This window comes from Campylobacter canis (assembly GCF_045504005.1).
GTDB lineage: Bacteria > Campylobacterota > Campylobacteria > Campylobacterales > Campylobacteraceae > Campylobacter_A > Campylobacter_A canis.
Genome location: NZ_JBJJXH010000002.1, coordinates 1 through 21575, shown reverse-complemented (window position 1 = coordinate 21575; position 21575 = coordinate 1). Strand labels below are relative to the sequence as shown.

The following is a 21575-nucleotide window of genomic DNA, read 5'->3' as shown; positions in this document are numbered from 1 at the left end:
TAATTCACTCCTTGATTTGCTGCCTTATCCTTTTCAAGTCAAGACTTAAAACGCCCGTAAATCTCATCTATTTTAATTTAAAATTTGTAATTGCGCTTAGTTTTTCATTGGCGTCTAAAATTTCATATCTGAAATTTGTAGCAACTTTGAATTCCTCAAGCCTTTTAGCGTGCATTTTGGCGTAAGTTTCGGCTTGTTGGGCGCTGTTAAAGGCATAAATTCCGCCGGCTATGCCCTTTTCTTCATTTTCGGTCCAAATTTTCCAGATAAATCCGCTTTCTTTGGTTATGGACTGGGCCAACTCTCGGCACTGCTCATACATTTCCTCGCCATAACCGCCTTTATAATCAAATAAAACCTGCATTATTACCATTGTGCCTCCTTTGAAATTTTAAAAAATTTATCATAAGCCGACTTGATATAAGCTCAAATTTGTAAGTAAGCTTAAAATTTGCGCTAAAATCGTTACGTTTGAGCTTTTTATCGCTCTTTGCCCAAAGCCAAATTTTAAGTCGCAAAAGCAAATTTAAGTTCATTGTTGCTAAAATAACTCATCCAAAAACTCACAAAGGTAAAATTTCATGAGAGGTTATAAAATTTTCTCCGGTACCGCAAACGTCGAATTTTCCAAAAAAATTTCTCACTATCTTTCTCTTCCGCTTAGCGAGGCTACTATTAAGAGATTTAGCGACGGCGAGATCAGCGTGCAAATCGGTGAGAGCGTGCGTGGTAAGGATATTTTTGTCGTTCAGCCGACATGTGCGCCTGCAAACGTAAATTTGATGGAGCTTTTGATACTAACGGACGCTCTTAAAAGAAGCTCCGCTAGCTCGATAACTGCCGTGATTCCTTACTTCGGTTACGCAAGACAGGACAGAAAAGCCGCTCCTAGAGTGCCGATTACCGCTAAGTTGGTTGCAAACATGATACAAACGGCTGGTATTAACCGCGTGGTTACCATCGATCTTCACGCAGGGCAAATTCAAGGCTTTTTTGATATCCCGGTGGACAATCTTTACGGCTCGATAATATTTAACGAATACATCAAAAACAAACATCTGAAAAACCCTATCATAGCAAGCCCTGATATCGGAGGTGTAGCGCGCGCTAGAAGTGTGGCTAAGAATTTAGACCTTGATATCGTTATCGTCGATAAGCGCCGCGAAAAGGCAAACGAAAGCGAAGTGATGAACGTCATAGGCGACGTAAACGGCAAAGACGTGATACTTGTAGATGATATGATCGATACGGGCGGCACGATAGTAAAGGCTGCCAGAGTATTTAAAGAAAGAGGTGCAACTAGCGTGATGGCATGCTGTACTCATGCGGTGCTTTCGGGCAAGGCGTATGAGAATTTAAGCGATGATGCTTTAGATGAGCTTGTTATAACCGATACGATCCCGCTAAAAGAGCAACTTGATAAGATAAAAGTTCTAAGCGTTGCACCGATATTTGGTGAAGTGATAAGACGTGTCTATCACAACGAAAGCGTAAATTCGCTATTTGGATAGAAATTTAAAAAGATTTTAGGCTTTTGCCTAAAATCTTGTTGTAAGATCGGTTAGCCACTCAGGGCTAATCTCTACTAAAAACCCTTCAACTACCTTATCAAGCCCCGTTAAAACCATAAGAGAAATTACGATTAAGCAAATTCCCATGATGATTTTACTTTTGCTTGCAAAATTTGCGATTTTCTCTCTTTTATTTTTAAAGCTCTGTCTTGAGGCAAGACCGATGGCTATGAGAGGTATGACTGCCGAAATTCCAAATACGGTCATAACTATAAATACGTTTAGCAGGCTTTCTGCACGTGAAGCCAGAGCTATCGCCGCTCCAAGAGTAGGTCCTACGCACGGAGACCAAACGGCTCCAAGCATAACTCCTACTATAAATTGTCCCTTGGCGCTGTCAGGATTAAATTTGGCTAAAAATCCTTGAGCTTGATTGCTAAAGCCGCTTGTTTTAGAGCTTATTAGCTCTTGCATTTTTGGACTAATAAGCCAAATTCCAACCAAAAGTAGCAGTATTCCGCCTATGGTTCTTATGGTAGAGCTATCAAGCCCAAGCGCAAGTCCTACGGAGGAAAGCAGAGTGCCTATAAGGCTAAAAGATAGCGCCATACCAAGCGCAAGCGTTATAAGTCCGAATTTTGATCTACTAAGAGCCGAAGAGACTATAATAGGCAGTATCGGCAAAACGCAAGGACTTAAAGTGGTTAAAATTCCCGATAAAAAGCTAAAAAACAGTGTGGTAGCGCTGATATCCATAAAATTCTCTTAAAACGCCAACTTTACTTGCTCTTTAATCTTCTCTTCGTTGGTTTCATAAAATGTCCTTGAAACCTCTTTGCCGTCTTTAAAAACTATGATAACTGATCTGTCTTTTGCTCCAAGGCTTTTTACCTCGTCTTTTTGGCTATCAAAATCAACGGTTAAGAAGCTGGCTTTGTCGCTGTTTTGTTTGGCGATTTGGTCTAAAACTCTCTCTTGCTTTTTGCAAGTGCTGCACCAAGTAGCGTGGATATGCACCACTATACCTTTGCCTTGGCTCATAAGCTCGTCAAATTTAGCTTTACTAAAAGCTTCTCCTGCAAATGAAAAGGTCGCAAACGCTAAAGCGACGACTAAAATTTTAAATACTCTCATATTTTCTCCTTGTCGGTTTTAATTTGTTGGCGTATTTTATATTTCCTGCGTTAATCAAGTGTAAAATTTATACTGTTTGATAAAATACTTTATCCGCTTAATAAAATTTCAGAATACATTAAATTCCTCGGCTCTATAATACTAATTGTAATAAATTATTATTAAAGGAGTAGTATGTCAAATAAAATGTTATTAAAAGCTATCTTTATAGCTACGGCTCTAACGATGAGTACACAGGCGCACCAAGTAGTCGCTCAAAGCGTAGGTAAAAACAAATTCGAGCTTAAATTTTGGGCTCACGATAAATTTGAAGGCTACGCTTCAAAACAAGTTTTGGGTGCTAAGGCTTATGACGAGAATTTAAAGCTAATCAAAACAGGCATAGTTTATAACTACGACGATGATAAGAAGTTGCCTGAAATCTTGACCGATAAATCGCCTGCCGTAGTTACGATGACCTTTGATGCAGGACATTGGGTGCAAACGGATAAAGGCTACGTCGTGGGCGATAGAGCAAAGACAAAAGGGATAGTTTTTGACGCGATTAGAAGCATGAAGATAGGTAAAACCTACTTTTCGTGGAATGAAAACTTCTTAAAGCCCATAGGTCTTAAGCTCGAGGTTATAGCGCTTAGCGATCCGTTTAAGATAAAAGTAGGCGAGAGCTTGCCTGTGCTTGTTCTAAAAGACGGCAAGCCTGCTAAAAACGTTGGTTTTGAAACGGCAAAAGATGATATAGATAACGTAACGAACGAATTTGGCATTGCGCTTATTCCTATTAAAGAAAAGGGCTTAAACATCATCGCGGCCAAATCTTCAGAGCCTATTTTTACCGACGAAAGCTCTGAAAGAATGCTTATACAAAGCTCAATATCATTTGAGGTCAAGTAGTGAAAATTCTAGCTTTTATAGCGGCTATATGCTTAAATTTAAGTGCTCACGGGCTATTTTATAGCGCACATGAGGGCAAAGCCATAATCATAAATGCAAATTTCACAGAGAAAATTCCTGCCGCTTATGCCCAGATCGTCATATACGAGGGCGACTCTGCCATACCGCTATTAACCAGCACAATGGATAGCGGCGGGAATTTTGCATTTTTGCCGCCTCGCAAGGGAGCGTATAGGGTTAAGATTACCGCAAGTAGCGATCATGGCGAGCATACGAAAGAATTTGATATCGATGCAAACGATGAGCTGGCTCTTAATAGTTATAAAGAGCCTATTTATCAAAAATATCTTGGAATTTTAAGCGCCATAGGCATAATCTTTGGTATTTTTGGTATCATTGCTATTATTAAATCAAGAAAAGTATGAAATTTGCACATATCAGAAGGAATTTTAAATAGCGAAATTTTAGTTGCGGGCTGGGTTATCTCGGGCGGAATTTGCGCTTATGCGCTTTATAAGCTTGATTTTGAGAGTATCCCGAAAGTCGCTATGCTAACGGCGCTGTTTTTCCTTGGATCTTTTGTGCATATCCCCGTGGGCCCAAGTAGCGTACATCTGCTTTTTAATGGCATTATCGGCGCGCTTGGCGGCTTGCAGGCGTTTTTAGCCATTATGATAGCGCTATTTTTCCAAGCTCTGCTTTACGGTTTTGGAGGTATAGGCGTGCTTGGAGTAAATACCTTTATAATGGCGGCTCCTGCGGTTTTGGTGTGGTATTTTTTAAGACCGCATTTAAGTGTAAAACCGAATTTGATCTCCTTTATCGGTGGATTTGCGCCTGTTTTACTAAGCGTTGCCTTGCTTATCACCATACTTTTAATAAGCAGCGCAAGGCTTGATTACGCTGTTTATATGATTTTTATTTTTAATCTGCCTTTGATGTTTATAGAGGGCTTGATATCGGTTTTTGCACTGCGTTTTATCTTGCGTTATAAGCCAAATTTCTTATGAGTCGGCCGGTTTGCTATCTTTTAAGCATTATCGTTTATGATATCTTTTTGCTAAATGCGAGCGAAATTTATGCGGTTGATTTTGTAGCGCCCGTGCTTGCCTTTATCCTATTTCAAAAAGATAAAAAAAGAGCTCTTGTTTGGCTGCTTTATTTAAATATATTTTTGATTTTTATCGTTGCTTCTTACGCTTTAAACGGCGATTTTGCAAGTGCAAAAAGCATTTTTATAAGGACGAATTTAATCTTACTTTTGGTTTTAAGTTTGCTTCTTGGCAAGGATAGTTATTTTGTTATTAAGGCTCTCTTTTCTTTGCGCTTACCGCAAAAATTAATCGCCATAATGATGATTTACGCTAAAGTTTTTGAAGAGCTTTTAGTGTGGGTCAAGGATATGCCAAAAACTCTTAAAATTCGCGGTGTCAAACGTGAAATTTCACTTTTTTTCTTTAAGGCTTATGCAAGCCTTATCGGTAAGATTATCGTTAGCGGGCTTGATCGCTCGTTTGGCATATTTAACGCTATGAAAGTGCGAGGATATAGCGGAAAGATAGCGTTTTTACCTGCTTTGCGGGCAAGCTTGGCAGAAATTTTACTGTTTGTAATTGTTATTTTAACGGCTATTTTTAGAGCTTATAAAAATTTTATCTAAAGAGGATATATGCTGATAGAGGCTAAGAATTTATCTTTTAGTTACGGTAAAAGCGTGCTTTTTGAAAATATAAATTTGCAAATTTCTTCAAGTTCAAGAATTGTGATTTATGGAGCTAACGGGAGCGGCAAAAGCACGTTTTTGTCAATTCTTGCAGGTATAACTTCACCAAATTTGGGCGAGATAATAAAACCGGATAATCTGCAAATTTCATATCTTTTTCAAAACAGCTTTGATCAATTCGTAGCCCCAGCCGTCATCGAAGATGTCGCCTTTTCGCTTTTAGCTAGCGGGGTTAATCCCAAAATTGCACAACAAAGGGCTATGGGTATGCTTGAGAAATTTGAAATTGCTCATCTTGCAGATAGATCGATTTACTATCTTTCAGGCGGCGAAAAACGGCTCGTGGCGATAGCGGGCGCTTTGATAAAAGACGCTGATTTGTATTTGTTTGATGAGCCTTTTAACGAACTTGATGATGTTAAATCAGCTCTTACGCTTGCAAATTTAAATGCCAAAAATAAGCCTTTTGTTGTGATAACTCATAGTAAAAAAGAAATTTTAAGCAAAGAGGCGCAATGCTTTTTATTTACCGCAAACGGGCTTTTAAAGCAAGAGTAATTAGCCAAATTTGTTTGGTAAAATTTAGCAAGACTATAAGGCAAAGTTTAAATTTATGCTTTTAAAGATGATTTAAGAGGCAAATTTACCTCTTAAATCAGTGTTCGCCTTTGTGCAAGAAGTAAAGCCCAAGACAAAGCGCAAGAATCGACGCTGCAAGATAGGTCATCTCAAGCGGAGTTGTGAAATTTGCGTGCAAGACGCGCTGGAAGAAATTTACGATTAAGACCATAATGATGACTTTTCCGATCTTGTCTTTTAGCTCATCAAGCGAGTGTACCTCTAAAACCTTGCTTTGCTTTGACTCCTTAAGAGCTTCGATCTCTGAGATAAAGAGCTCATAGATACCGAAACTAAAGATATAAAGAACCAGCGCCATGAGATATAGATCTATCGCTCCTACGATAACGCCCACTACATCCGAGTGGAAATTATCAGGATGGATACCTTTAAAGAAGTAGTTCCAAACGTCATTCATGATAACCAGCACATCGTAACTTGCTATGATAAAGAGCACGATAGCCCCAAGCAGACCGAATATAACTGGAAGTATGGTAAATTTATTGCTTGCAAGCAAGATTTTTTCAAATACTTTTGAAAACATCAAATTCCTTATTTTTAATTTGGCTCGTATTTTACAGTTTTTTTCTTAAATTTATAGATTGAATTTACTTTTGTATTTTTGAGTTTTTAAATTTATATTATGTAATTTTTGCTTAAATCAAAAGCTTCAAGTTGGATTTAAAAGATTAAGTAAAAATTAATGGGGGGGGGTAGTAATATAATCGCTATAGAAACTAAAGGATCGATATGTCTAAGCAAGTATATATGAGCAGAAGCGGTGAAGCCGCAACGGGACTAGGCGCAATGATTGTAGCAGGGTTTGCGCTTATTGCTTTGTATTATTTTATAATAATAGGAGTTTTTGCTAGTCTTGTTGCAGTACCTATTGAACTTTATTTTCAAAATAAAAAGATAAAAATTAGAAATTTTAAAGACTTTATTCTGGCACTTAATCTCTCATATTCTTTTAGATTTTTGGTTGGGTTTTTGTTTATTATATTTTTATATTTGACATTTTATGATGTAGGCGGCTCTTCAAATATGGTTATATTTTTTATTATTATGCTTCCGCATATATTACTCTCATTAAAATATAATAGTAAATTTAATAGATATGCCAGAATGAAAGTTATAAAAAGACGAGAAAAGATACTGAAGGCAGTTAAAGATAAGATGCAAGAAGAAATTACAATAAGGGATGATGAAATAAAAGCCGAAAGGTTCTTAAGTAGAGTTGGTAAAGAGTACGAAAAGATATATAAATAATGATTAGTTGGTTTAAAGGCTAAATTTGTGCTCTTAAGCCATTAAATTTAGCCTTAGTCACGGCTTAAAACCCACAAATTACTCTTGCATTTGCGCCCATTTTTGAGCGATTCTTACCGCGTTGGTTGCGGCTCCTACGCGAATTTGATCGGCTACGCACCAAAGGTGAAGGACGTTATCTCGGTAGTTGTCTTTGCGAATTCTGCCTACATAAGTGTAGTTGGTATCGCTTGCGGTTAGAGGCATAGGATAAATTTTCTTTGACGGTTCGTCCTCTATGACGATACTAGGCGCGGCTCTTAATACCTCTCTTGCCTTATCGGCATTGATATCTTGGCTAAAGTGTATAGTGATAGCCTCGGAGTGGCTTCTAAGCACCGGCACACGCACGCAGGTCGCACTTACTTCGATATTTTTATGGAGAATCTTTTGGGTTTCGTTTACCATTTTCATCTCTTCTTTCGTGTAGTCGTTGTCTAAAAATACGTCGATATGAGGGATGAGGTTAAATGCCAGTTGGTGAGCGAAAATTTTTGGTTCGCACTCGTCAAGTTTAAATTCAAAGAATTTTTGAAGCTGCAAGACAAGCTCCTCCATACCCTCTTTACCCGCACCGCTTGCGGCTTGATATGTGGCGACATCTACGCGAGTTATGCCGTATGCGTCATCAAGAGGCTTAAGCGCTTGCACCATTTGGATGGTCGAGCAGTTTGGATTGGCGATGATACCGCGATTTACCCATTTGACCATATCTTGCGGATTGCACTCAGGAACCACCAAAGGCACATCTTCATCCATCCTGAAGTGGCTTGTGTTGTCTATCACGACCGCTCCGCTTTGAGCAGCAAGGGGTGCGAATTTCGCAGATATCGATCCGCCTGCACTAAAAAATGCGATATCGATCTCATGCTCGTCAAATACGCTTTCAGTAAGCTCTACGACCTTATAGGCCTTGCCGTTAAACTCAACTTCGCTTCCGGCACTTCTTGCGCTTGCAAGCGGCAACAGCTCATTTACGGGGAAGCTAACTTCTTCCATCACACGGAAAATTTCCTCGCCGACCGCACCTGTAGCGCCTACTACCGCGACATTAAACTTTCTCATAAACCCTCCTTTATACCATATTTTTTAAGATTCTCTCGTAAATTTTCTTCGCTTAAATTTAAAATTTCGCACGCCTCTTTTAAATTTCCGTCCACGCTTTTTATTACGTCGATTATAAGGTCTTTTTTTATCCCTTCTTTATCCTTTGGCTTTCTTGATTGTAAAAACAGATCACTAGCCGAAATTTCATCTCCTTCGCTCATTATAGCCGCTCTTTGAACTACGGAAATAAGCTCTCTTATGTTGCCAGGGAATTCATACTCTTCAAGCTCTTTTGCAGCTTCTTTGGAGAATTTTTTAGCCTTGAAGCCAAATTCCTTGCAGGAATTTTCAAGAGCGCGATTTGCTATGGGCAAAATTTCCTCTTTGCGCTCTCTAAGAGGCGGGATAAAAAGAGGAATAGTATTTAATCTGTAAAAAAGATCTTCCCTAAATTTGCCCTGTTTTATCAAGTCTTGCAAATTTGCGTTAGTCGCGCAAACTATCCTTACATCTATTTTAGTGCTTTTAGTAGCACCAAGACGCGTTATCTCCCTTTCTTGAAGAGCTCTTAGAAGCTTTGGTTGCAAATTTAAAGGCATCTCCGCAATCTCGTCTAAAAATAGCGTCCCCCCGTCAGCGAGCTCAAACTGACCCTTTTTTTGAGCCGAAGCGTCCGTAAACGCTCCCTTTTCAAACCCAAAAAGTTCGCTTTCAATGAGATTTTCAGGAATGGCCGCCATGTTTAGCGCGATGAAAGGCTTGGTTGCGCGAGGAGAGCTTTTGTGTATAAAATTTGCAAAGAGCTCTTTTCCCACTCCGCTTTCGCCGCTAAGCATTATGCTAACATCGGTTAAAGCCGATTTTTTAGCTATATGAAGCGTTTTTTCAAGAGCCGGCGAAGTGGAGTAAAATTCGCTTGACTGGGTAGCTTTAACTTCGCTTGGTTTTTGTATTTTTTTAGATAATTTTTGATTTAGAATTTCAACTCTTTTTATGGCTTGATAAAGCGTTTGTATATCAAACGGCTTTGTTAAAAAGTCTTTAACTCCAAGCCTTACGCTCTCGATAGCTTTGTTTAAAGTAGCATTTCCCGTCATTATGATAACGTCAAATTTACCCTCTAATTTTTTTATAAATTCAAGTCCGTCCATCGTAGGCATATTGATATCGGTTATTATAAGATCGGTATCGTCGCTTAGTTTCTTAAGAGCCTCAACTGCGCTTTTGTAGCTTTTGATTTGCAATTCTTCGTATTCGCCAAGTGCTATTTCAAGGGATTTGCGCATATTTATGTCATCTTCGACAATGACTATATTCATAACCTACTCTTTTATCTTAAATACGCCGATAATAGCAGAATTTGGCTTAAATTTAATTGTAAATCGAATCGGCAAAAGCGTTACATCGGTTTTTGTGTGTAGATTTATTCCTTGTGAATTTTGGCTGTGAGTGTAGAAGTCTTGCACTTTAAATTTATAAGATACGAAGCATTCAAAAAGCTTGTCTTTGTGCAAATTTAGATAGGTTAAAGCGTCATTTTGCTCATTTTTCTTTTCGTTGATTTCGCATAAAAATTCATCTTGAAGATTGGTTAAAACCATAGCCTTTGATATGGCTAAATTTTCGTAGTTTATAATGTGATTTTTAGTAGAAATTTTGGCCCAAAGGATAAATTCCTCCGAGCCAAATAGAGTTGATATCAGAAGTATCAGTATGCAAAAATTTCTTGCCACTTGCTTTGATCTAGTTTAAGTTCCATTCTAACGCGGTAAAGACCGTCTTTGAAGTCATGCTCGACTATCGAAGCGTTTTTTACAAGACCGCTTACTTGAGCTGTTATGGTTGAGTCTTTTAGCATAGCATCTCTAACGGTATCGCGAGAGTTGATCTTAACTCCGTAAAGCTTTTCTGCAAGCTGTCTGTGAGCGTCGGCTATCGCTGCGCGTTTGGCAAGAGCTAAAGATTGGGCTTGAGAGACGGTGTTAAGAGGGGCTATGCCTTCGCCTACCGCACTAAACATCGCTTCTACCGGAGCTATGTCATATATCATCTTTTCTTGCTTCATGACATCTCTTATATCGTCTTTGTCGATCTTTTGTATCACGACATCTTGCTGTGCCATGCCTAAATTAGCGTCTTTGCTAGAGCAACCGCTCATAACCATAGCCGCCACGCCGATCATCGCAACATAAAAACTCTTCATTTTATAACCTTTTTATAAATTTCATTTGCCAATCATTAAAGCAAAATTTATTCCAAAATACTGCCGCCGTCTTCGCCCTGCTCATCGCCTTCTTCGCTTGGACTTTCTTCCTTAGGGCACGCGGCCACGCTTACTACGTCGTCTCCATCGACATTTACGACTATTACACCGCTTGTATTGCGACCGGCTTTTCTGATGCTTTGCATATCTACCCTGATCATCTTGCCGCTTGAGGTTAGAGCCATCAAATCCTGTTCTTCATCAACCATCAAGACTCCGACCAGATCGCCTGTGCGGTTGGTTAGTTTCATGCAGATTACGCCCTTACCGCCACGATTTGTTAAGCGGTACTCTTCAGCGGTTGTGCGCTTGCCGATACCTTTTTGAGATATGCTAAGTACCTCTTGATCGTTGCTTTCAATTACTGCCGCACCTACTACCTCGTCGCCAAGCTCTTTAAATTTAATTCCCGTTACGCCGCGAGCCGTTCTTCCCATCTGGCGAACTTTGCTAACATTAAATTTAAGACACATACCTTTTTTAGTAACGATAAAGAGCATTTTGCCGGCAGCTACACTATCAACGTTTTCGTCTAAATTTTCATCTTGAATTTCTATCTCTTGAGTTAAGGTCGTATTTTCATCATCGCTAATAGGCGGGATAAATTCATTTTCATCGCTCTCAACGATCAGCGCGGTTACCAGTTCGTCATTTTCATCAAGAGTAATGGCTCTTACCCCGATAGAGCGGATGTTTTTAAATTCGCTTAAATTTGTGCGTTTTACCACACCGTTTTTCGTAAAGAACGCAAGCGACTTGTTTTCGTTGAAATCAGTTGTCGGAATGATCGCTTTTATCTTTTCGTCAGGCTGAAGCTGGACTAAATTCACTACCGCTTTGCCTTTTGCCGTGCGACTTCCTTCAGGAATTTTATATACTTTTAACCAGTATAGTTGTCCGCGATCGGTTACAAACATCAGCGTATCATGAGTATTTGACGTAAAGAAGCTTTCGATGAAGTCATCATCGTATGTAGTTACGGCTACTTTTCCCTTACCGCCTCGCTTTTGCTTCTCGTATTGCTTGCTTGGCACTCGCTTGATGTATCCGCGATGAGTTATGGTTACGACCATGTTTTCATTAGGTATCAAGTCCTCGATATCGATATCGTCATAATCGTCCACTATCTCGGTAACGCGCGGAACTTTAAATTTGCTCTTTATTTCGATGAGTTCTTCTCTAATCAGTGTTTCAAGCAAGGTTTCGCTCTTTAAAATTTCATCAAGTCTTGCTATCTCGGATAGCAGTTCTTGAAGCTCGTTATCAAGTTTTTCGCGCTCAAGACCGGTTAGTTTGCTTAGCCTCATATCCAAAATCGCATTTGACTGAAGCTCGCTAAGTCCAAATTTCGCCATCAATCCATCTCTGGCCGAAGTCGTATCAGGGCTATTTTTTATAAGTTCTATTACTTCATCGATATTATCAAGCGCGATTTTAAGGCCCTCTAAGATATGCGCTCTTGCGCGTGCTTTTTGAAGTTCAAAAATAGTGCGTCTTATTATAACCGTCTTGCGGTGATTTAAAAACAACTTAAGCAGATCGATAAGACCGAAAATTTTAGGCTCTTTGTTGTCTATCGCAAGCATTATGACACCAAAGGTGCTCTCCATAGTTGTCGATTTAAAGAGATTGTTTAGTACTATGTCGCTCATCGCATCGCGTTTAAGCTCGATAACTACGCGAATTCCGTCTCTATCGGACTCATCGCGCACTTCGCTAATGCCCTCTATCTGTTTTTCTTTGACAAGATCGGCTATTTGCTCGATTAGGCGAGCCTTGTTTGTTTGGTAAGGAAGCTCGTCGATTACTATCACGTCTTTGTTCGGCTTTTTTTCGATATGAGTTTTTGCTCTTATCTTTACACGACCTCTACCTGTTTTGTAAGCTTCGATAATGCCTTTTTTGCCAAATATTATACCGCCTGTCGGGAAATCAGGACCCTTGATATGCTCCATAACCTCTTCAAGAGTTGCGTTTTTATTATCAAGAACCAACAAAAGTCCGCTTATCAGCTCATCAAGGCTATGCGGAGGGATGTTTGTAGCCATACCTACCGCTATACCGCTTGAACCGTTTAAAAGCAAATTCGGAACCCTGCTAGGCAAAACATCCGGCTCAACGGTGCTGTCATCGTAGTTTGGAATAAAATCAACCGTGTCTTTATCTATATCGCGAAGAAGCTCTTCGGCCAAATTTGTCATTCTAGCTTCCGTATAACGCATTGCCGCCGCACCGTCGCCATCGACTGAACCAAAGTTTCCTTGACCGTCAACGCTTGGATATCTCATAGAAAATGGCTGAGCCATACGAACAAGCGCGTCATATACGGCTGTATCGCCGTGCGGGTGGTACTTACCGATGACATCACCTACGATACGAGCCGACTTTTTATAAGGGCTTCTTGAGCCTACTCCAAGATCGTTCATGGCATATAAAATTCTTCTATGAACGGGCTTAAGTCCGTCTCTTGCATCAGGCAATGCACGTCCTATGATAACGCTCATAGAGTAGTCTAGATAGCTTGCTTTTATAGAGTCTTCAATGTCTATAGATTCGATATCTTGATTTGCTTCAAATATGTTTTCCATTTGTATCCTTAAAATTAACTCATAGATTCTAGCTAAAATTTGATAAAAGCTGGCTAAATGCGAAATTTGATACGTAGATTATTAAGCATTTGTTAGTAAATTAATTTGATATGTTTTTTGAATTAATCCGGTAAAAGAAAGCTTGTGTATTGATGTTTTATTGTGCAGGCTGATTAAATGATTTGTGATCTATCAAATATCTCTTGGGTCTTATACAATAAAGCTGTATGGCAAATTTGGCTTTAGCTCTTAATACTTCGCATCGGCTAAAACAAGTCCAAACAAGACTTCTACTCCAAATTTTTCAAGTGCTGTTTTAGCTTCAATCATCGTAGTTCCCGTAGTTATGATGTCATCAACCAAGATAACGGGGAATTTTGGAATTTTGTTTAGTTTGAAATTTCTTGGATGCTTTGTGCGAAAGGCTAAATCCTTGCCCGAATAATTTACATCAGAGCTTGCATGAAGGCAATAATGAAGCGGCTTGATCTCATCGCTTTTAAGAGCGCGAGCCAAAATAGCCGTGTGAGAATAATCAAATTTAACCCTATCATCTATCGCTACGGCATTTATTTTTGAGCCGAATTTGAAATTTTGAGCAAATTTTTTGAGACTCAAATTTGCAAGGCTTTTGTATATAAATCTGCCGTGAAATTTATGCTTGGAGTGGATTAAATTTTTAACTTCGGAGTAGTCAAAGAAGCTGTAAATTTTAAAATCGTCTTTTAAAATTCTTGTTTTTAAAGATGAGTTTTTAAAGTGCAAGGCGCAAAATTTACATAAAATTTTAATGCTTAAGCGCCCACAATTTGCGCACCTCATTAGCTTTTTAAAATTTGAACGGCGGCTCGTTTTACGATATCGCTTAAAAGTTCGTTTATAAATTTGTCAAATGCGCCGCTTGTCTGGATAGGGGCGAATTTGGTTTGTGTTTGTGCGACGTTTTTTGTGATGGTCTGATCGCCGCGCCTTATCGTTAGCATTACTTTTGCTTCGCCTTTTAGGTTGTCCGTGCTATATCCGCTTAAATTCGCTTTAAGCCATACGATTTCCACATCAACTATTATATCGCTAGAAAAGCTTACAACTTGCCCGCCGAGCCTTGAAATTTCCTTTTCAAGAGCGTCTTTTAGCCAGACAGAAATATCATTTTGAAGTGTAACGTATTCGCTAACGTCGCCTTTTGAATTCGTTATAGTTGCGACTATGCTTTTATTTTGGCGATTGTCTATGACCGAATTTATCTGAACCTGTTTGGCAAATCCTAAAGAATTTGAAGTTGAGTTATAAGGAGATAAATTTAGAACCGAACTTTGTTGCGCGCAACCTAAAAATAAAAAAGGAAGTAGGGCGATAAGTATGTATTTTTTCATGAATTTCCTTTATAGCTTTGAAATTTCTTCAGCGACTTTGTTGGCCATCTGTTTTGAAAGAAGGTGTATGTATAGACTAAAATCTTCTATATTTTTGGCTTCAAGTTTTCTAGCTTCTTGTCTTGTATTTACGTTTAAAACTCTTGTTTTGTTTATGTTTTTTACGCCTAATTTCCCTTGCATTATAGCCGTTAGGACTTGCCCGTTTTGGCTATAAAGACCTTCGTAATTTGTAAAGGCAAAATCAACTCTATATGTATAAGGCGACTCTTGGCTATCTACCGTAAGTATTCCTCTGTTTTTTAACTCGTCTTTTAAAAACGCGTAAAATAAAGCCTCTATGCGATCTTTTGTTTGTAGTTTTACCGTTTTGTTTTCGGCTATAAATTTAATCCCGCTATTTTCATCCCTTTGATCTATTACCGAATGTATATAAACTTTTTTAATTGCGGCATTTGTGTCGATTCTGCTTTGCTTTAGGCAGCATTTTATAGCTATATCGCTAGTGTATTCTACGCCGTTTATCTTTATGTTTTCACCTCTGCTGTCGGCACAAGATCTGCAATCGGCTTTTATCCGCATAATCTCTTCGTATCCTGCGGTATTGTCGTGAGATACTTTAGTGCCGCCGCCAAACCAATTAAGCCAGCCGGAACATCCCGTGAAAAATAATACTATAAACAAATATATTAGATATCTCATACAAACTCCTTATGTTTTATAAATCCAAGCAAATTTTATTCCGCCAACCAAATTTAAACTCTAATCTATCTTAAGCACGCTTAAAAACGCTTCTTGAGGTAAATTTACCTTGCCTATAGCTTTCATTCTTTTTTTACCCTCTTTTTGCTTTTCAAGCAATTTTCTCTTACGCGTGATATCGCCTCCGTAGCACTTTGCCGTGACGTTTTTGCCCATTGATTTGACCGTCTCGCGGGCTATGATTTTATTGCCGATACTTGCTTGGATAGCCACTTCAAAAAGCTGTCTCGGCACGATCTCCTTCATCGCTTTTACGAAGTCGCGCCCCTTGCTTTGCGCCTTGCTTTCAGGCACGATGATAGAGAGCGCATCTACCGTTTCTCCCGCAACCTTGATATCAAGCTTCACCAGGTCTCCCTCTCGGTACTCGCTAGGCTCATAATCAAAGCTTGCGTAGCCTTTGGTGCTTGATTTAAGCTTGTCGTAAAAGTCCATTACGATCTCATTCATCGGTATATCGTATTCAAGTAGCACACGCTCTGGCGTGATGTAGTCCATCTTAGTCTGAATCGCTCGGCGGTTGTTTAAAAGCGTGATGATATTGCCCAAAAATTCACTCGGCGTGATGATGGTCGAGCGCACGTAAGGCTCTTTGATCATCTCGATTTTATTTACAGGCGGAAGCTGGCTTGGGTTTTGAATCTCTAAAATTTGCCCGTCCGTCTGGATAACTTCGTATGTCACGGTCGGTGCAGTTGCTATCAGATCAAGGTCAAATTCACGCTCTAAACGCTCTTTGATGACCTCCATGTGAAGCAGTCCCAAAAATCCAACGCGAAAGCCAAATCCAAGAGCCACCGAAGTCTCAGGCTCGTAGCTTATGGAGCTGTCGTTTAGCTTAAGCTTATCAAGAGCGTCGCGCAGATCTTCAAATTTGTCCGTTTCTATCGGATAAAGTCCTGCAAACACAAATGGCTTTGCCCTCTCAAAACCGCCGACCGGCTCTTTGAGTGGATTTTTAGCAAGCGTTATCGTATCACCTACTTGCACGTCGCTTACGTTTTTAAGTCCAAGCACGACTATGCCTACTTCGCCCGCGCTTAGCCTGCTTGTCTTAATCGGCGCTATAGGGTTTGGATACATAAGATCAAGTACGATATGCTTTTTGCCCGTGCCCATAACCAAAATTTCATCGTTTTTAGCTAGCTCGCCGTCATACACGCGCACAAGAGCCAGCGCGCCAAGGTAGTTGTCAAACCAGCTATCGTAAATCAGCGTCTTAAGCGGGCTTTTTATATCTCCGTGAGGTGGTGGAATTCGCGTGATGATAGCCTCAACTAACTCTTTTATACCTATGCCGCTCTTTGCGCTTACTTCAATAGCATTTGAGCAGTCAAGCCCTATAATGTGCTCTATCTCGTTTTTTACGCGCTCAGGGTCTGCTGCTGGAAGGTCGATTTTATTTATAACGGGGATGATTTCAAGGTTGTTTTCAAGTGCGATATAGACGTTTGCGATGGTTTGAGCTTCAACCCCTTGGCTTGCATCCACTACCAAAAGCGCACCTTCGCAGCTTGCTAGACTTCTACTTACTTCGTAGCTAAAATCAACGTGTCCCGGAGTGTCGATTAGATTTAAGATATATTTTTCGCCGTTTAGGTTGTGTTCAAGCCTCACGCTTTGAGCTTTTATCGTGATACCACGCTCTTTTTCGATATCCATCGTGTCCATTATCTGGCTACTCATCTCGCGGTCGCTTACCGCTCCGCACTCTTGAATTAAGCGGTCCGCAAGAGTGCTTTTGCCGTGATCTATGTGGGCTATGATGCTAAAATTTCTTATGTTTTTCATTCAAATTTGCTCTTGTGTTTAAAATTTGTCTTATTTTGCCAAAAAATCTTTTATTTTTCGCTAAATTTGAGTATTTACTCGCTTGCCTATATCTTTTAGTTTTGAAAACTGCTCGATGAGGTTTGGCGCGTCATCAAGGCTTATGGCAAAGGTCCATAGGTATGTTATTACCGAGTAGATATGTCCTGCGGTTGCTTTATCGTTTGCAAGAGTTATGATAGCTAGACTAAAAAGTACGGCGGCACTTATGCCGATGATTAAAAAGCTCATCGCTTCGCGGTTTGATATCCTTACTCTTAAGTGTGAAAGTAGCTTGTAGTGCCTTTTTAGTTTGTTTTCTCTAGCTTCTTTTATCCTACTAACCTCTTTTTCTATCTGGTTGTTTAGTCTTAAGTAGAGTTTGTCGTTTTTGCTTATGTATCTTGGCAGCAAAAGAGCAAATATAACGATTACTATAAATGTCGCCAGACCCACGTAAAATTCGATAAAAAATAGCATAACCACAGAGCCGAAAATAGAAACCGCCGAAGTAAAAAGCATGGGAAAATGCTGTTCAAAGAAATCCACAAATTCCCGCGACAAATTCGCTCTTGCTATTATTACGGAGTCGTTTTTTGACTCTTTTTTCTCGCTCATTATGACTTTTACTGCAAGATCCGCATAAATTTTAGTAAAGACCTGTGTATCTACCCTGCGTCTTGCGGCACCTATACACCAGCCTATAAGCACCATGAGCGAATAGGTAAGCGCAAGTAAGACTTTGCCTTCTATGATGGCGTTTATGGCGATACCTGCTAGCAGTGGATATATAAGAAACAGTCCGTTTTCGGCAAGCACTAAGCTAAATGCTAAAAATAGCTTTTTGAAATTTTGCTTGGCGATGAATTTTAGCGTTTTAAAAGCGCTATTTTGCATGAAATTCCTTTGTTTGAATTAGGCTAAATTTTATAAGCTTTTAGATTCGATGTCAAATTTAAAATTAGTTGTAACTATTGACATTACAATAAAAATTAGATGGACTTCGCTCATAAGTTGTAATTAAAAACATTACAACAAAATTTTAAAGGATCTAAAATGAAAAAAGTAGCTATCATAGGCGCAAACGGAAAGAGTGGCAAAGAGTTGGTCAAAGAAGCCTTGCTTCAAGGTTATGAAGCAACCGCTATCGTGCGAAACAAAGAGTATAAAAACGATCAAGTTAAGGTCGTTTATAAAGACGTGTTTGAGCTTAATAAAGAAGATTTGAGCGAATTTGACGTAGTTATAAGCGCATTTGCCGTATGGACGAAAGAGACTTTTCATCTTCATGCAAAGCACACCAAGCATCTTGCCGATCTTCTTAGCGGTAGCAAAACTAGGCTATTTATCGTGGGTGGAGTAGGAACGCTTTATGTAGATAGCGACCGCAAAGTAATGCTAATGGACGCACCTGATTTCCCGCCTGAATACCTAGACGTAGCAAAGGCTGACGCGGGATCGTTTTACGAGCTAAAAGATAGAAAAGATACTCTTTGGACTTACGTTTCGCCTGCTGCAAACTACGATGAAAAGGGAGCTAGAACTGGTAAATATAAAATCGGAAGCGATGAGATTATTTTAAATTCAAACAACCAAAGCTACATAAGCTATCCTGATCTTGCCTTGGCGATAATTGACGAAATAAAAAACCAAAATCATATAAATAGATGCCTAACTGCGGTAAGCGGTTAAAATTTATGTTTTTGCCCGTAAAATTTGCTATTTTTAGCTAGAATAACGAAAAAATATTTTTAGGTAAAAATGCAAATAGGGCAAAAATTTTCAATCGCGGTTCATATTCTTTTAAGTGTCGAGTTTTTTAAAGAGGATAAAAACACTAGCGAATTTCTGGCTGAAGGCATAGGAGTAAACCCCGTAATCGTAAGAAATATCACGGCTTTTTTGAAAAAAGCTAAATTGATAAAAACTTCTCCCGGTGTAGGCGGACTATCCTTGCTAAAACAGCCAAGCGAAATTACGCTACTAGATATTTATAAAGCTGTAAATTCGGATCAAAAAGAGCTTTTTAAAATACATCAAAAATCCCCTGCCGCTTGTCCTCTCGGCGGACAAATTCAAAATTTGCTAAGCGGACATTTTTTAGCTGCGCAAAACGCTATGCAAAACAAACTCTCTTGTATAAATTTACAAAATTTACTTGACGAACTAAGGGTTTTAGGCTCTTAGTTTAGGATTTAAAATTTTGTTTTAGCAAGTTAATATTTTCAACCAAGATAAGGTTAAACTAAATTTTAAAACCGCCGATATAGAATGAATATTTGGTAAATGAAATTTTAAAATACGCAGAAAAAATAATACTCGGCTTATTGTCAAATTTTAAATACTTTAATAATAAATGTGATACAATCGGTAAAAATTTAAAGGAAATTTAATGATATTTGTAGATGCTTGTTTCAAAAGACCTACGCCTTATACTCCTGTATGGATGATGCGTCAGGCAGGGCGCTATCTGCCTGAATATATGGCGGTTCGCAAGTCGGCGGGAGATTTTTTATCGCTTTGTAAGGATTATAAAAAGGCAAGCGAAGTAACCATTCAGCCTGTTGATATTTTAGGCGTTGATGCGGCGATACTTTTTAGCGATATCTTGGTTGTGCCGCTTGAAATGGGCATGGATCTTAAATTTGTGCAAGGCGAGGGGCCTATTTTTAGCGATCCGATCAAGACAAAAGAGGATTTAGACAGGCTTGACGTGCAAAAATCAATCAAAAATTTAAGCTATGTTTATGATACGATCAAGCTAACTCGCGAAAATTTGGCTCAGGATAAAGCGTTAATCGGTTTTTGCGGAGCTCCTTGGACGATAGCTACTTATATGATTGAAGGCGGCGGCACGAAAACTTACGCGGTTAGCAAGAAGCTTTTATACTCAAATCCCGAATTTATGCATCAAATTTTAGCCAAAGTTACCGCCGCGCTTATCGGCTATATGAAAGAGCAGATTAAAGCGGGCGTAAATGCGGTGCAAATTTTTGATAGTTGGGCGGCAGCGCTTGAGATGAGTGCGTATTTTGAATTTGGATTTAAATACATCTTGGAGATAGTTGATGCACTTAAGGCTGAATTTCCGCAAATTCCCGTTATCGTATTTCCAAAGGGTATAAGCGGATATCTTGATAAGATAGATGGAAATTTTGAAGTTTTTGGCGTGGATTGGAGCACTCCGATAGAGCTTGCCAAGGCGAAGCTAAGCCCTAAATTTGTGCTTCAAGGCAATATGGAGCCGACAAGACTATACTCAAAATCTGCGATTGATGAGGGTGTGGATAAAATTTTAGAAGTTATGAAAGATATGCCTCATATATTTAACTTAGGGCATGGAATTTTGCCTGATATCCCTGTGGAAAACGCAAAACATTTCATCAGACGGGTTCAGGAAAAAAGCGCAAGATAAAGCTATCGGGTTTAAAAACTAAAAGGAGTGGTTTTGAATAATATAAGGATAAAATTTAAGATAATGGCTATAGTTGTGGCCGGTTTAATCGGGCTTATAGCCGTAAGCGCTTATCTTTTTAAAGGGATTTTGGATACGCGCGATAGAGCTGAATATAGCGAGCGAGTCGTTGATATAGTCGTAAATAAAAACGCTCTTATTCACGAGATGCAAAAAGAGCGCGGATTTAGCTCCGGAGTGCTTGCAGGAGGCGATAACGCAAAGCTCTTAGCACAAAGAAAACTTGTCGATGCGGCACTTGAAAGACTTAAAGAAAAAGACGAGATACAAACTAAGCTTACGTCTCTTCGCAAAAGTGTAGATAGTCGCCAAAGCGCAGGACAGCTAGCACAATTTACGAAGATGATCAGAGATGAGATTATATCGATAAACGGATATAGTGCGCATATTGATCCAAATTTGGTAGATGATCTTAAAAGAAGTTTGATAATAGGCGAGATAAAAGAGTCTTATGGGATATTGCGCGCTACTTTAGTGGGAGTATTTACCAAGCGCAGTATAGACAAGATTGATTACAATAAAGTCGTATCTCTTGATAGCGTCATAGGTAAATTTTCTAAGGATTTTGATGATTTTAACCATAAAAATTTTAGAGATGAATTTGACCGAATAGTGAGAGATAAAAGTGAGTTTAAAGAGGTAGGCAAGATAGTAAAAGACACTATAGAGATAAGCTCGGGATACACGCCTGAATACAGTCCTTCGGCTTGGTTTGAAAAGGCTACCGCGGTAATAGATCAAATGAGAGAATTTGAATTACAATTGCTTGAAAACATGAAAAATCAAGCCTCCATAATAGAAAAAAATGCCAATAATCAGCTTATGATAAGTGCCGTTTTGATAGCCTTTTGTCTGATAATTCCTCTTATTATATCGATAATAATAGGTAAAAATTTGATAAAGAATATAGAAAGTACCAAAAGCGGTCTTGTTGAATTTTTTAACTTTTTAAATAACAAATCACAAAATGCCAAGCTTTTAAATTTGCAAGGAAGCGACGAATTCGGTCAAATGGCATCTTTAATAAATGACAACATAAGCAAGATAGAATCAGCCAAACTCTCTGAAAACGA

At 39.1% G+C, this 21575-nt stretch carries 25 protein-coding genes; 11 read left to right on the top strand and 14 right to left on the bottom strand.

Going from position 1 to position 21575, the window contains the following annotated elements:
* Positions 1–67 precede the first annotated feature (67 nt).
* Complete coding sequence (locus tag ACHJH3_RS02175) at positions 68–373, bottom strand: monooxygenase (RefSeq protein WP_407063402.1); 306 nt, start codon at positions 371–373, stop codon at positions 68–70.
* Between the two features lie 208 nt (positions 374–581).
* Here ACHJH3_RS02175 and ACHJH3_RS02170 point away from each other — a divergent pair, with 208 nt between their 5' ends.
* Positions 582–1511 (top strand): ribose-phosphate pyrophosphokinase, encoded by a 930-nt coding sequence (locus ACHJH3_RS02170; protein WP_169942662.1) that lies wholly within the window; start codon positions 582–584, stop codon positions 1509–1511.
* 27 nt (positions 1512–1538) lie between these two features.
* Here the strand turns inward: ACHJH3_RS02170 and ACHJH3_RS02165 are convergent, their stop codons facing one another.
* On the bottom strand, positions 1539–2267 hold the full coding sequence (locus tag ACHJH3_RS02165; RefSeq protein WP_407063401.1) for a cytochrome c biogenesis CcdA family protein: 729 nt from the start codon (positions 2265–2267) through the stop codon (positions 1539–1541).
* A gap of 9 nt (positions 2268–2276) precedes the next feature.
* Positions 2277–2645: a thioredoxin family protein gene (locus tag ACHJH3_RS02160; protein ID WP_407063400.1), complete on the bottom strand. Its 369-nt coding sequence runs from the start codon at positions 2643–2645 to the stop codon at positions 2277–2279.
* Between the two features lie 174 nt (positions 2646–2819).
* Here ACHJH3_RS02160 and ACHJH3_RS02155 point away from each other — a divergent pair, with 174 nt between their 5' ends.
* From ACHJH3_RS02155 to ACHJH3_RS02135, 5 genes are read left to right on the top strand one after another with little or no spacing between them, the layout of a single operon-like run.
* The gene (locus ACHJH3_RS02155; RefSeq protein ID WP_407063399.1) at positions 2820–3536 is read left to right on the top strand and encodes a DUF4198 domain-containing protein; all 717 of its coding nucleotides are present in this window, start codon (positions 2820–2822) and stop codon (positions 3534–3536) included.
* Positions 3536–3961, top strand: a complete 426-nt coding sequence (locus ACHJH3_RS02150; protein WP_407063398.1) for a carboxypeptidase-like regulatory domain-containing protein — start codon at positions 3536–3538, stop codon at positions 3959–3961. The genes ACHJH3_RS02155 and ACHJH3_RS02150 overlap by 1 nt, the downstream gene beginning before the upstream one ends.
* Positions 3962–3964: 3 nt before the next feature.
* Entirely contained in the window at positions 3965–4546 is a 582-nt protein-coding gene (cbiM, locus tag ACHJH3_RS02145; protein ID WP_407063397.1) for a cobalt transporter CbiM, read from the top strand.
* Entirely contained in the window at positions 4543–5196 is a 654-nt protein-coding gene (locus tag ACHJH3_RS02140; RefSeq protein WP_407063396.1) for a CbiQ family ECF transporter T component, read from the top strand. Before cbiM ends, ACHJH3_RS02140 begins: the two co-directional genes overlap by 4 nt.
* A 9-nt stretch (positions 5197–5205) precedes the next feature.
* On the top strand, positions 5206–5817 hold the full coding sequence (locus ACHJH3_RS02135) for an energy-coupling factor ABC transporter ATP-binding protein (protein WP_407063395.1): 612 nt from the start codon (positions 5206–5208) through the stop codon (positions 5815–5817).
* 97 nt (positions 5818–5914) lie between these two features.
* Here the strand turns inward: ACHJH3_RS02135 and ACHJH3_RS02130 are convergent, their stop codons facing one another.
* Complete coding sequence (locus ACHJH3_RS02130; RefSeq protein WP_169942646.1) at positions 5915–6421, bottom strand: YqhA family protein; 507 nt, start codon at positions 6419–6421, stop codon at positions 5915–5917.
* 206 nt (positions 6422–6627) lie between these two features.
* On the opposite strand from ACHJH3_RS02130, the gene ACHJH3_RS02125 reads away from it, so the two are divergent.
* Positions 6628–7146 carry a hypothetical protein gene (locus ACHJH3_RS02125; RefSeq protein WP_407063394.1) on the top strand — a complete coding sequence of 173 codons (519 nt, stop codon included), beginning with the start codon at positions 6628–6630 and terminating at the stop codon, positions 7144–7146.
* Between the two features lie 78 nt (positions 7147–7224).
* On the opposite strand, the gene ACHJH3_RS02120 is transcribed toward ACHJH3_RS02125, so the two are convergent.
* The 10 genes from ACHJH3_RS02120 to ACHJH3_RS02075 all read right to left on the bottom strand — a co-directional run bounded on the left by ACHJH3_RS02120 (position 7225) and on the right by ACHJH3_RS02075 (position 17924).
* Complete coding sequence (locus ACHJH3_RS02120; RefSeq protein ID WP_407063393.1) at positions 7225–8250, bottom strand: aspartate-semialdehyde dehydrogenase; 1026 nt, start codon at positions 8248–8250, stop codon at positions 7225–7227.
* Complete coding sequence (locus ACHJH3_RS02115) at positions 8247–9551, bottom strand: sigma-54-dependent transcriptional regulator (RefSeq protein WP_407063392.1); 1305 nt, start codon at positions 9549–9551, stop codon at positions 8247–8249. The genes ACHJH3_RS02120 and ACHJH3_RS02115 overlap by 4 nt, the downstream gene beginning before the upstream one ends.
* Positions 9552–9554: 3 nt before the next feature.
* Positions 9555–9965, bottom strand: a complete 411-nt coding sequence (locus ACHJH3_RS02110; RefSeq protein ID WP_407063391.1) for a hypothetical protein — start codon at positions 9963–9965, stop codon at positions 9555–9557.
* Positions 9941–10435, bottom strand: a complete 495-nt coding sequence (locus ACHJH3_RS02105) for an LPP20 family lipoprotein (RefSeq protein WP_173031538.1) — start codon at positions 10433–10435, stop codon at positions 9941–9943. Before ACHJH3_RS02105 ends, ACHJH3_RS02110 begins: the two co-directional genes overlap by 25 nt.
* Before the next feature lie 47 nt (positions 10436–10482).
* On the bottom strand, positions 10483–13083 hold the full coding sequence (gene gyrA / locus ACHJH3_RS02100) for a DNA gyrase subunit A (protein WP_407063390.1): 2601 nt from the start codon (positions 13081–13083) through the stop codon (positions 10483–10485).
* A 249-nt stretch (positions 13084–13332) separates the two neighbouring features.
* Complete coding sequence (locus tag ACHJH3_RS02095) at positions 13333–13905, bottom strand: ComF family protein (protein ID WP_407063389.1); 573 nt, start codon at positions 13903–13905, stop codon at positions 13333–13335.
* Positions 13905–14456: a YajG family lipoprotein gene (locus ACHJH3_RS02090; protein ID WP_407063388.1), complete on the bottom strand. Its 552-nt coding sequence runs from the start codon at positions 14454–14456 to the stop codon at positions 13905–13907. The genes ACHJH3_RS02095 and ACHJH3_RS02090 overlap by 1 nt, the downstream gene beginning before the upstream one ends.
* A 9-nt stretch (positions 14457–14465) precedes the next feature.
* Positions 14466–15158 carry a hypothetical protein gene (locus ACHJH3_RS02085; protein WP_407063387.1) on the bottom strand — a complete coding sequence of 231 codons (693 nt, stop codon included), beginning with the start codon at positions 15156–15158 and terminating at the stop codon, positions 14466–14468.
* A 60-nt stretch (positions 15159–15218) separates the two neighbouring features.
* Positions 15219–17009, bottom strand: a complete 1791-nt coding sequence (gene lepA, locus ACHJH3_RS02080; protein ID WP_407063386.1) for a translation elongation factor 4 — start codon at positions 17007–17009, stop codon at positions 15219–15221.
* A 60-nt stretch (positions 17010–17069) separates the two neighbouring features.
* On the bottom strand, positions 17070–17924 hold the full coding sequence (locus ACHJH3_RS02075) for an ABC transporter six-transmembrane domain-containing protein (RefSeq protein WP_407063385.1): 855 nt from the start codon (positions 17922–17924) through the stop codon (positions 17070–17072).
* Positions 17925–18083: 159 nt separating this feature from the next.
* On the opposite strand from ACHJH3_RS02075, the gene ACHJH3_RS02070 reads away from it, so the two are divergent.
* The 4 genes from ACHJH3_RS02070 to ACHJH3_RS02055 all read left to right on the top strand — a co-directional run.
* Positions 18084–18719, top strand: coding sequence for an NAD(P)-dependent oxidoreductase (locus ACHJH3_RS02070; RefSeq protein ID WP_407063384.1), 636 nt, complete (start codon positions 18084–18086; stop codon positions 18717–18719).
* Positions 18720–18788: 69 nt separating this feature from the next.
* A complete protein-coding gene (locus tag ACHJH3_RS02065) occupies positions 18789–19214 on the top strand; it encodes an Rrf2 family transcriptional regulator (protein ID WP_407063383.1) in 426 nt (141 codons plus the stop codon).
* A gap of 205 nt (positions 19215–19419) precedes the next feature.
* Complete coding sequence (gene hemE / locus ACHJH3_RS02060) at positions 19420–20442, top strand: uroporphyrinogen decarboxylase (protein ID WP_407063382.1); 1023 nt, start codon at positions 19420–19422, stop codon at positions 20440–20442.
* 33 nt (positions 20443–20475) lie between these two features.
* On the top strand, positions 20476–21575 hold a 1100-nt coding region (locus ACHJH3_RS02055), incomplete at its 3' end, for a nitrate- and nitrite sensing domain-containing protein (RefSeq protein ID WP_407063381.1).

Coding starts and splice junctions, on each gene's coding strand:
- ACHJH3_RS02095 (WP_407063389.1), bottom strand. CDS start 13,905: ATGAGGTGCGCAAATTGTGGGCGCTTAAGCATTAAAATTTTATGTAAA.
- ACHJH3_RS02090 (WP_407063388.1), bottom strand. CDS start 14,456: ATGAAAAAATACATACTTATCGCCCTACTTCCTTTTTTATTTTTAGGT.
- ACHJH3_RS02175 (WP_407063402.1), bottom strand. CDS start 373: ATGGTAATAATGCAGGTTTTATTTGATTATAAAGGCGGTTATGGCGAG.
- ACHJH3_RS02155 (WP_407063399.1), top strand. CDS start 2,820: ATGTCAAATAAAATGTTATTAAAAGCTATCTTTATAGCTACGGCTCTA.
- ACHJH3_RS02075 (WP_407063385.1), bottom strand. CDS start 17,924: ATGCAAAATAGCGCTTTTAAAACGCTAAAATTCATCGCCAAGCAAAAT.
- ACHJH3_RS02065 (WP_407063383.1), top strand. CDS start 18,789: ATGCAAATAGGGCAAAAATTTTCAATCGCGGTTCATATTCTTTTAAGT.
- lepA (WP_407063386.1), bottom strand. CDS start 17,009: ATGAAAAACATAAGAAATTTTAGCATCATAGCCCACATAGATCACGGC.
- ACHJH3_RS02105 (WP_173031538.1), bottom strand. CDS start 10,435: ATGAAGAGTTTTTATGTTGCGATGATCGGCGTGGCGGCTATGGTTATG.
- ACHJH3_RS02130 (WP_169942646.1), bottom strand. CDS start 6,421: ATGTTTTCAAAAGTATTTGAAAAAATCTTGCTTGCAAGCAATAAATTT.
- ACHJH3_RS02135 (WP_407063395.1), top strand. CDS start 5,206: ATGCTGATAGAGGCTAAGAATTTATCTTTTAGTTACGGTAAAAGCGTG.
- gyrA (WP_407063390.1), bottom strand. CDS start 13,083: ATGGAAAACATATTTGAAGCAAATCAAGATATCGAATCTATAGACATT.
- ACHJH3_RS02170 (WP_169942662.1), top strand. CDS start 582: ATGAGAGGTTATAAAATTTTCTCCGGTACCGCAAACGTCGAATTTTCC.
- hemE (WP_407063382.1), top strand. CDS start 19,420: ATGATATTTGTAGATGCTTGTTTCAAAAGACCTACGCCTTATACTCCT.
- ACHJH3_RS02140 (WP_407063396.1), top strand. CDS start 4,543: ATGAGTCGGCCGGTTTGCTATCTTTTAAGCATTATCGTTTATGATATC.
- ACHJH3_RS02160 (WP_407063400.1), bottom strand. CDS start 2,645: ATGAGAGTATTTAAAATTTTAGTCGTCGCTTTAGCGTTTGCGACCTTT.
- ACHJH3_RS02115 (WP_407063392.1), bottom strand. CDS start 9,551: ATGAATATAGTCATTGTCGAAGATGACATAAATATGCGCAAATCCCTT.
- ACHJH3_RS02070 (WP_407063384.1), top strand. CDS start 18,084: ATGAAAAAAGTAGCTATCATAGGCGCAAACGGAAAGAGTGGCAAAGAG.
- ACHJH3_RS02120 (WP_407063393.1), bottom strand. CDS start 8,250: ATGAGAAAGTTTAATGTCGCGGTAGTAGGCGCTACAGGTGCGGTCGGC.
- ACHJH3_RS02165 (WP_407063401.1), bottom strand. CDS start 2,267: ATGGATATCAGCGCTACCACACTGTTTTTTAGCTTTTTATCGGGAATT.
- ACHJH3_RS02125 (WP_407063394.1), top strand. CDS start 6,628: ATGTCTAAGCAAGTATATATGAGCAGAAGCGGTGAAGCCGCAACGGGA.
- ACHJH3_RS02085 (WP_407063387.1), bottom strand. CDS start 15,158: ATGAGATATCTAATATATTTGTTTATAGTATTATTTTTCACGGGATGT.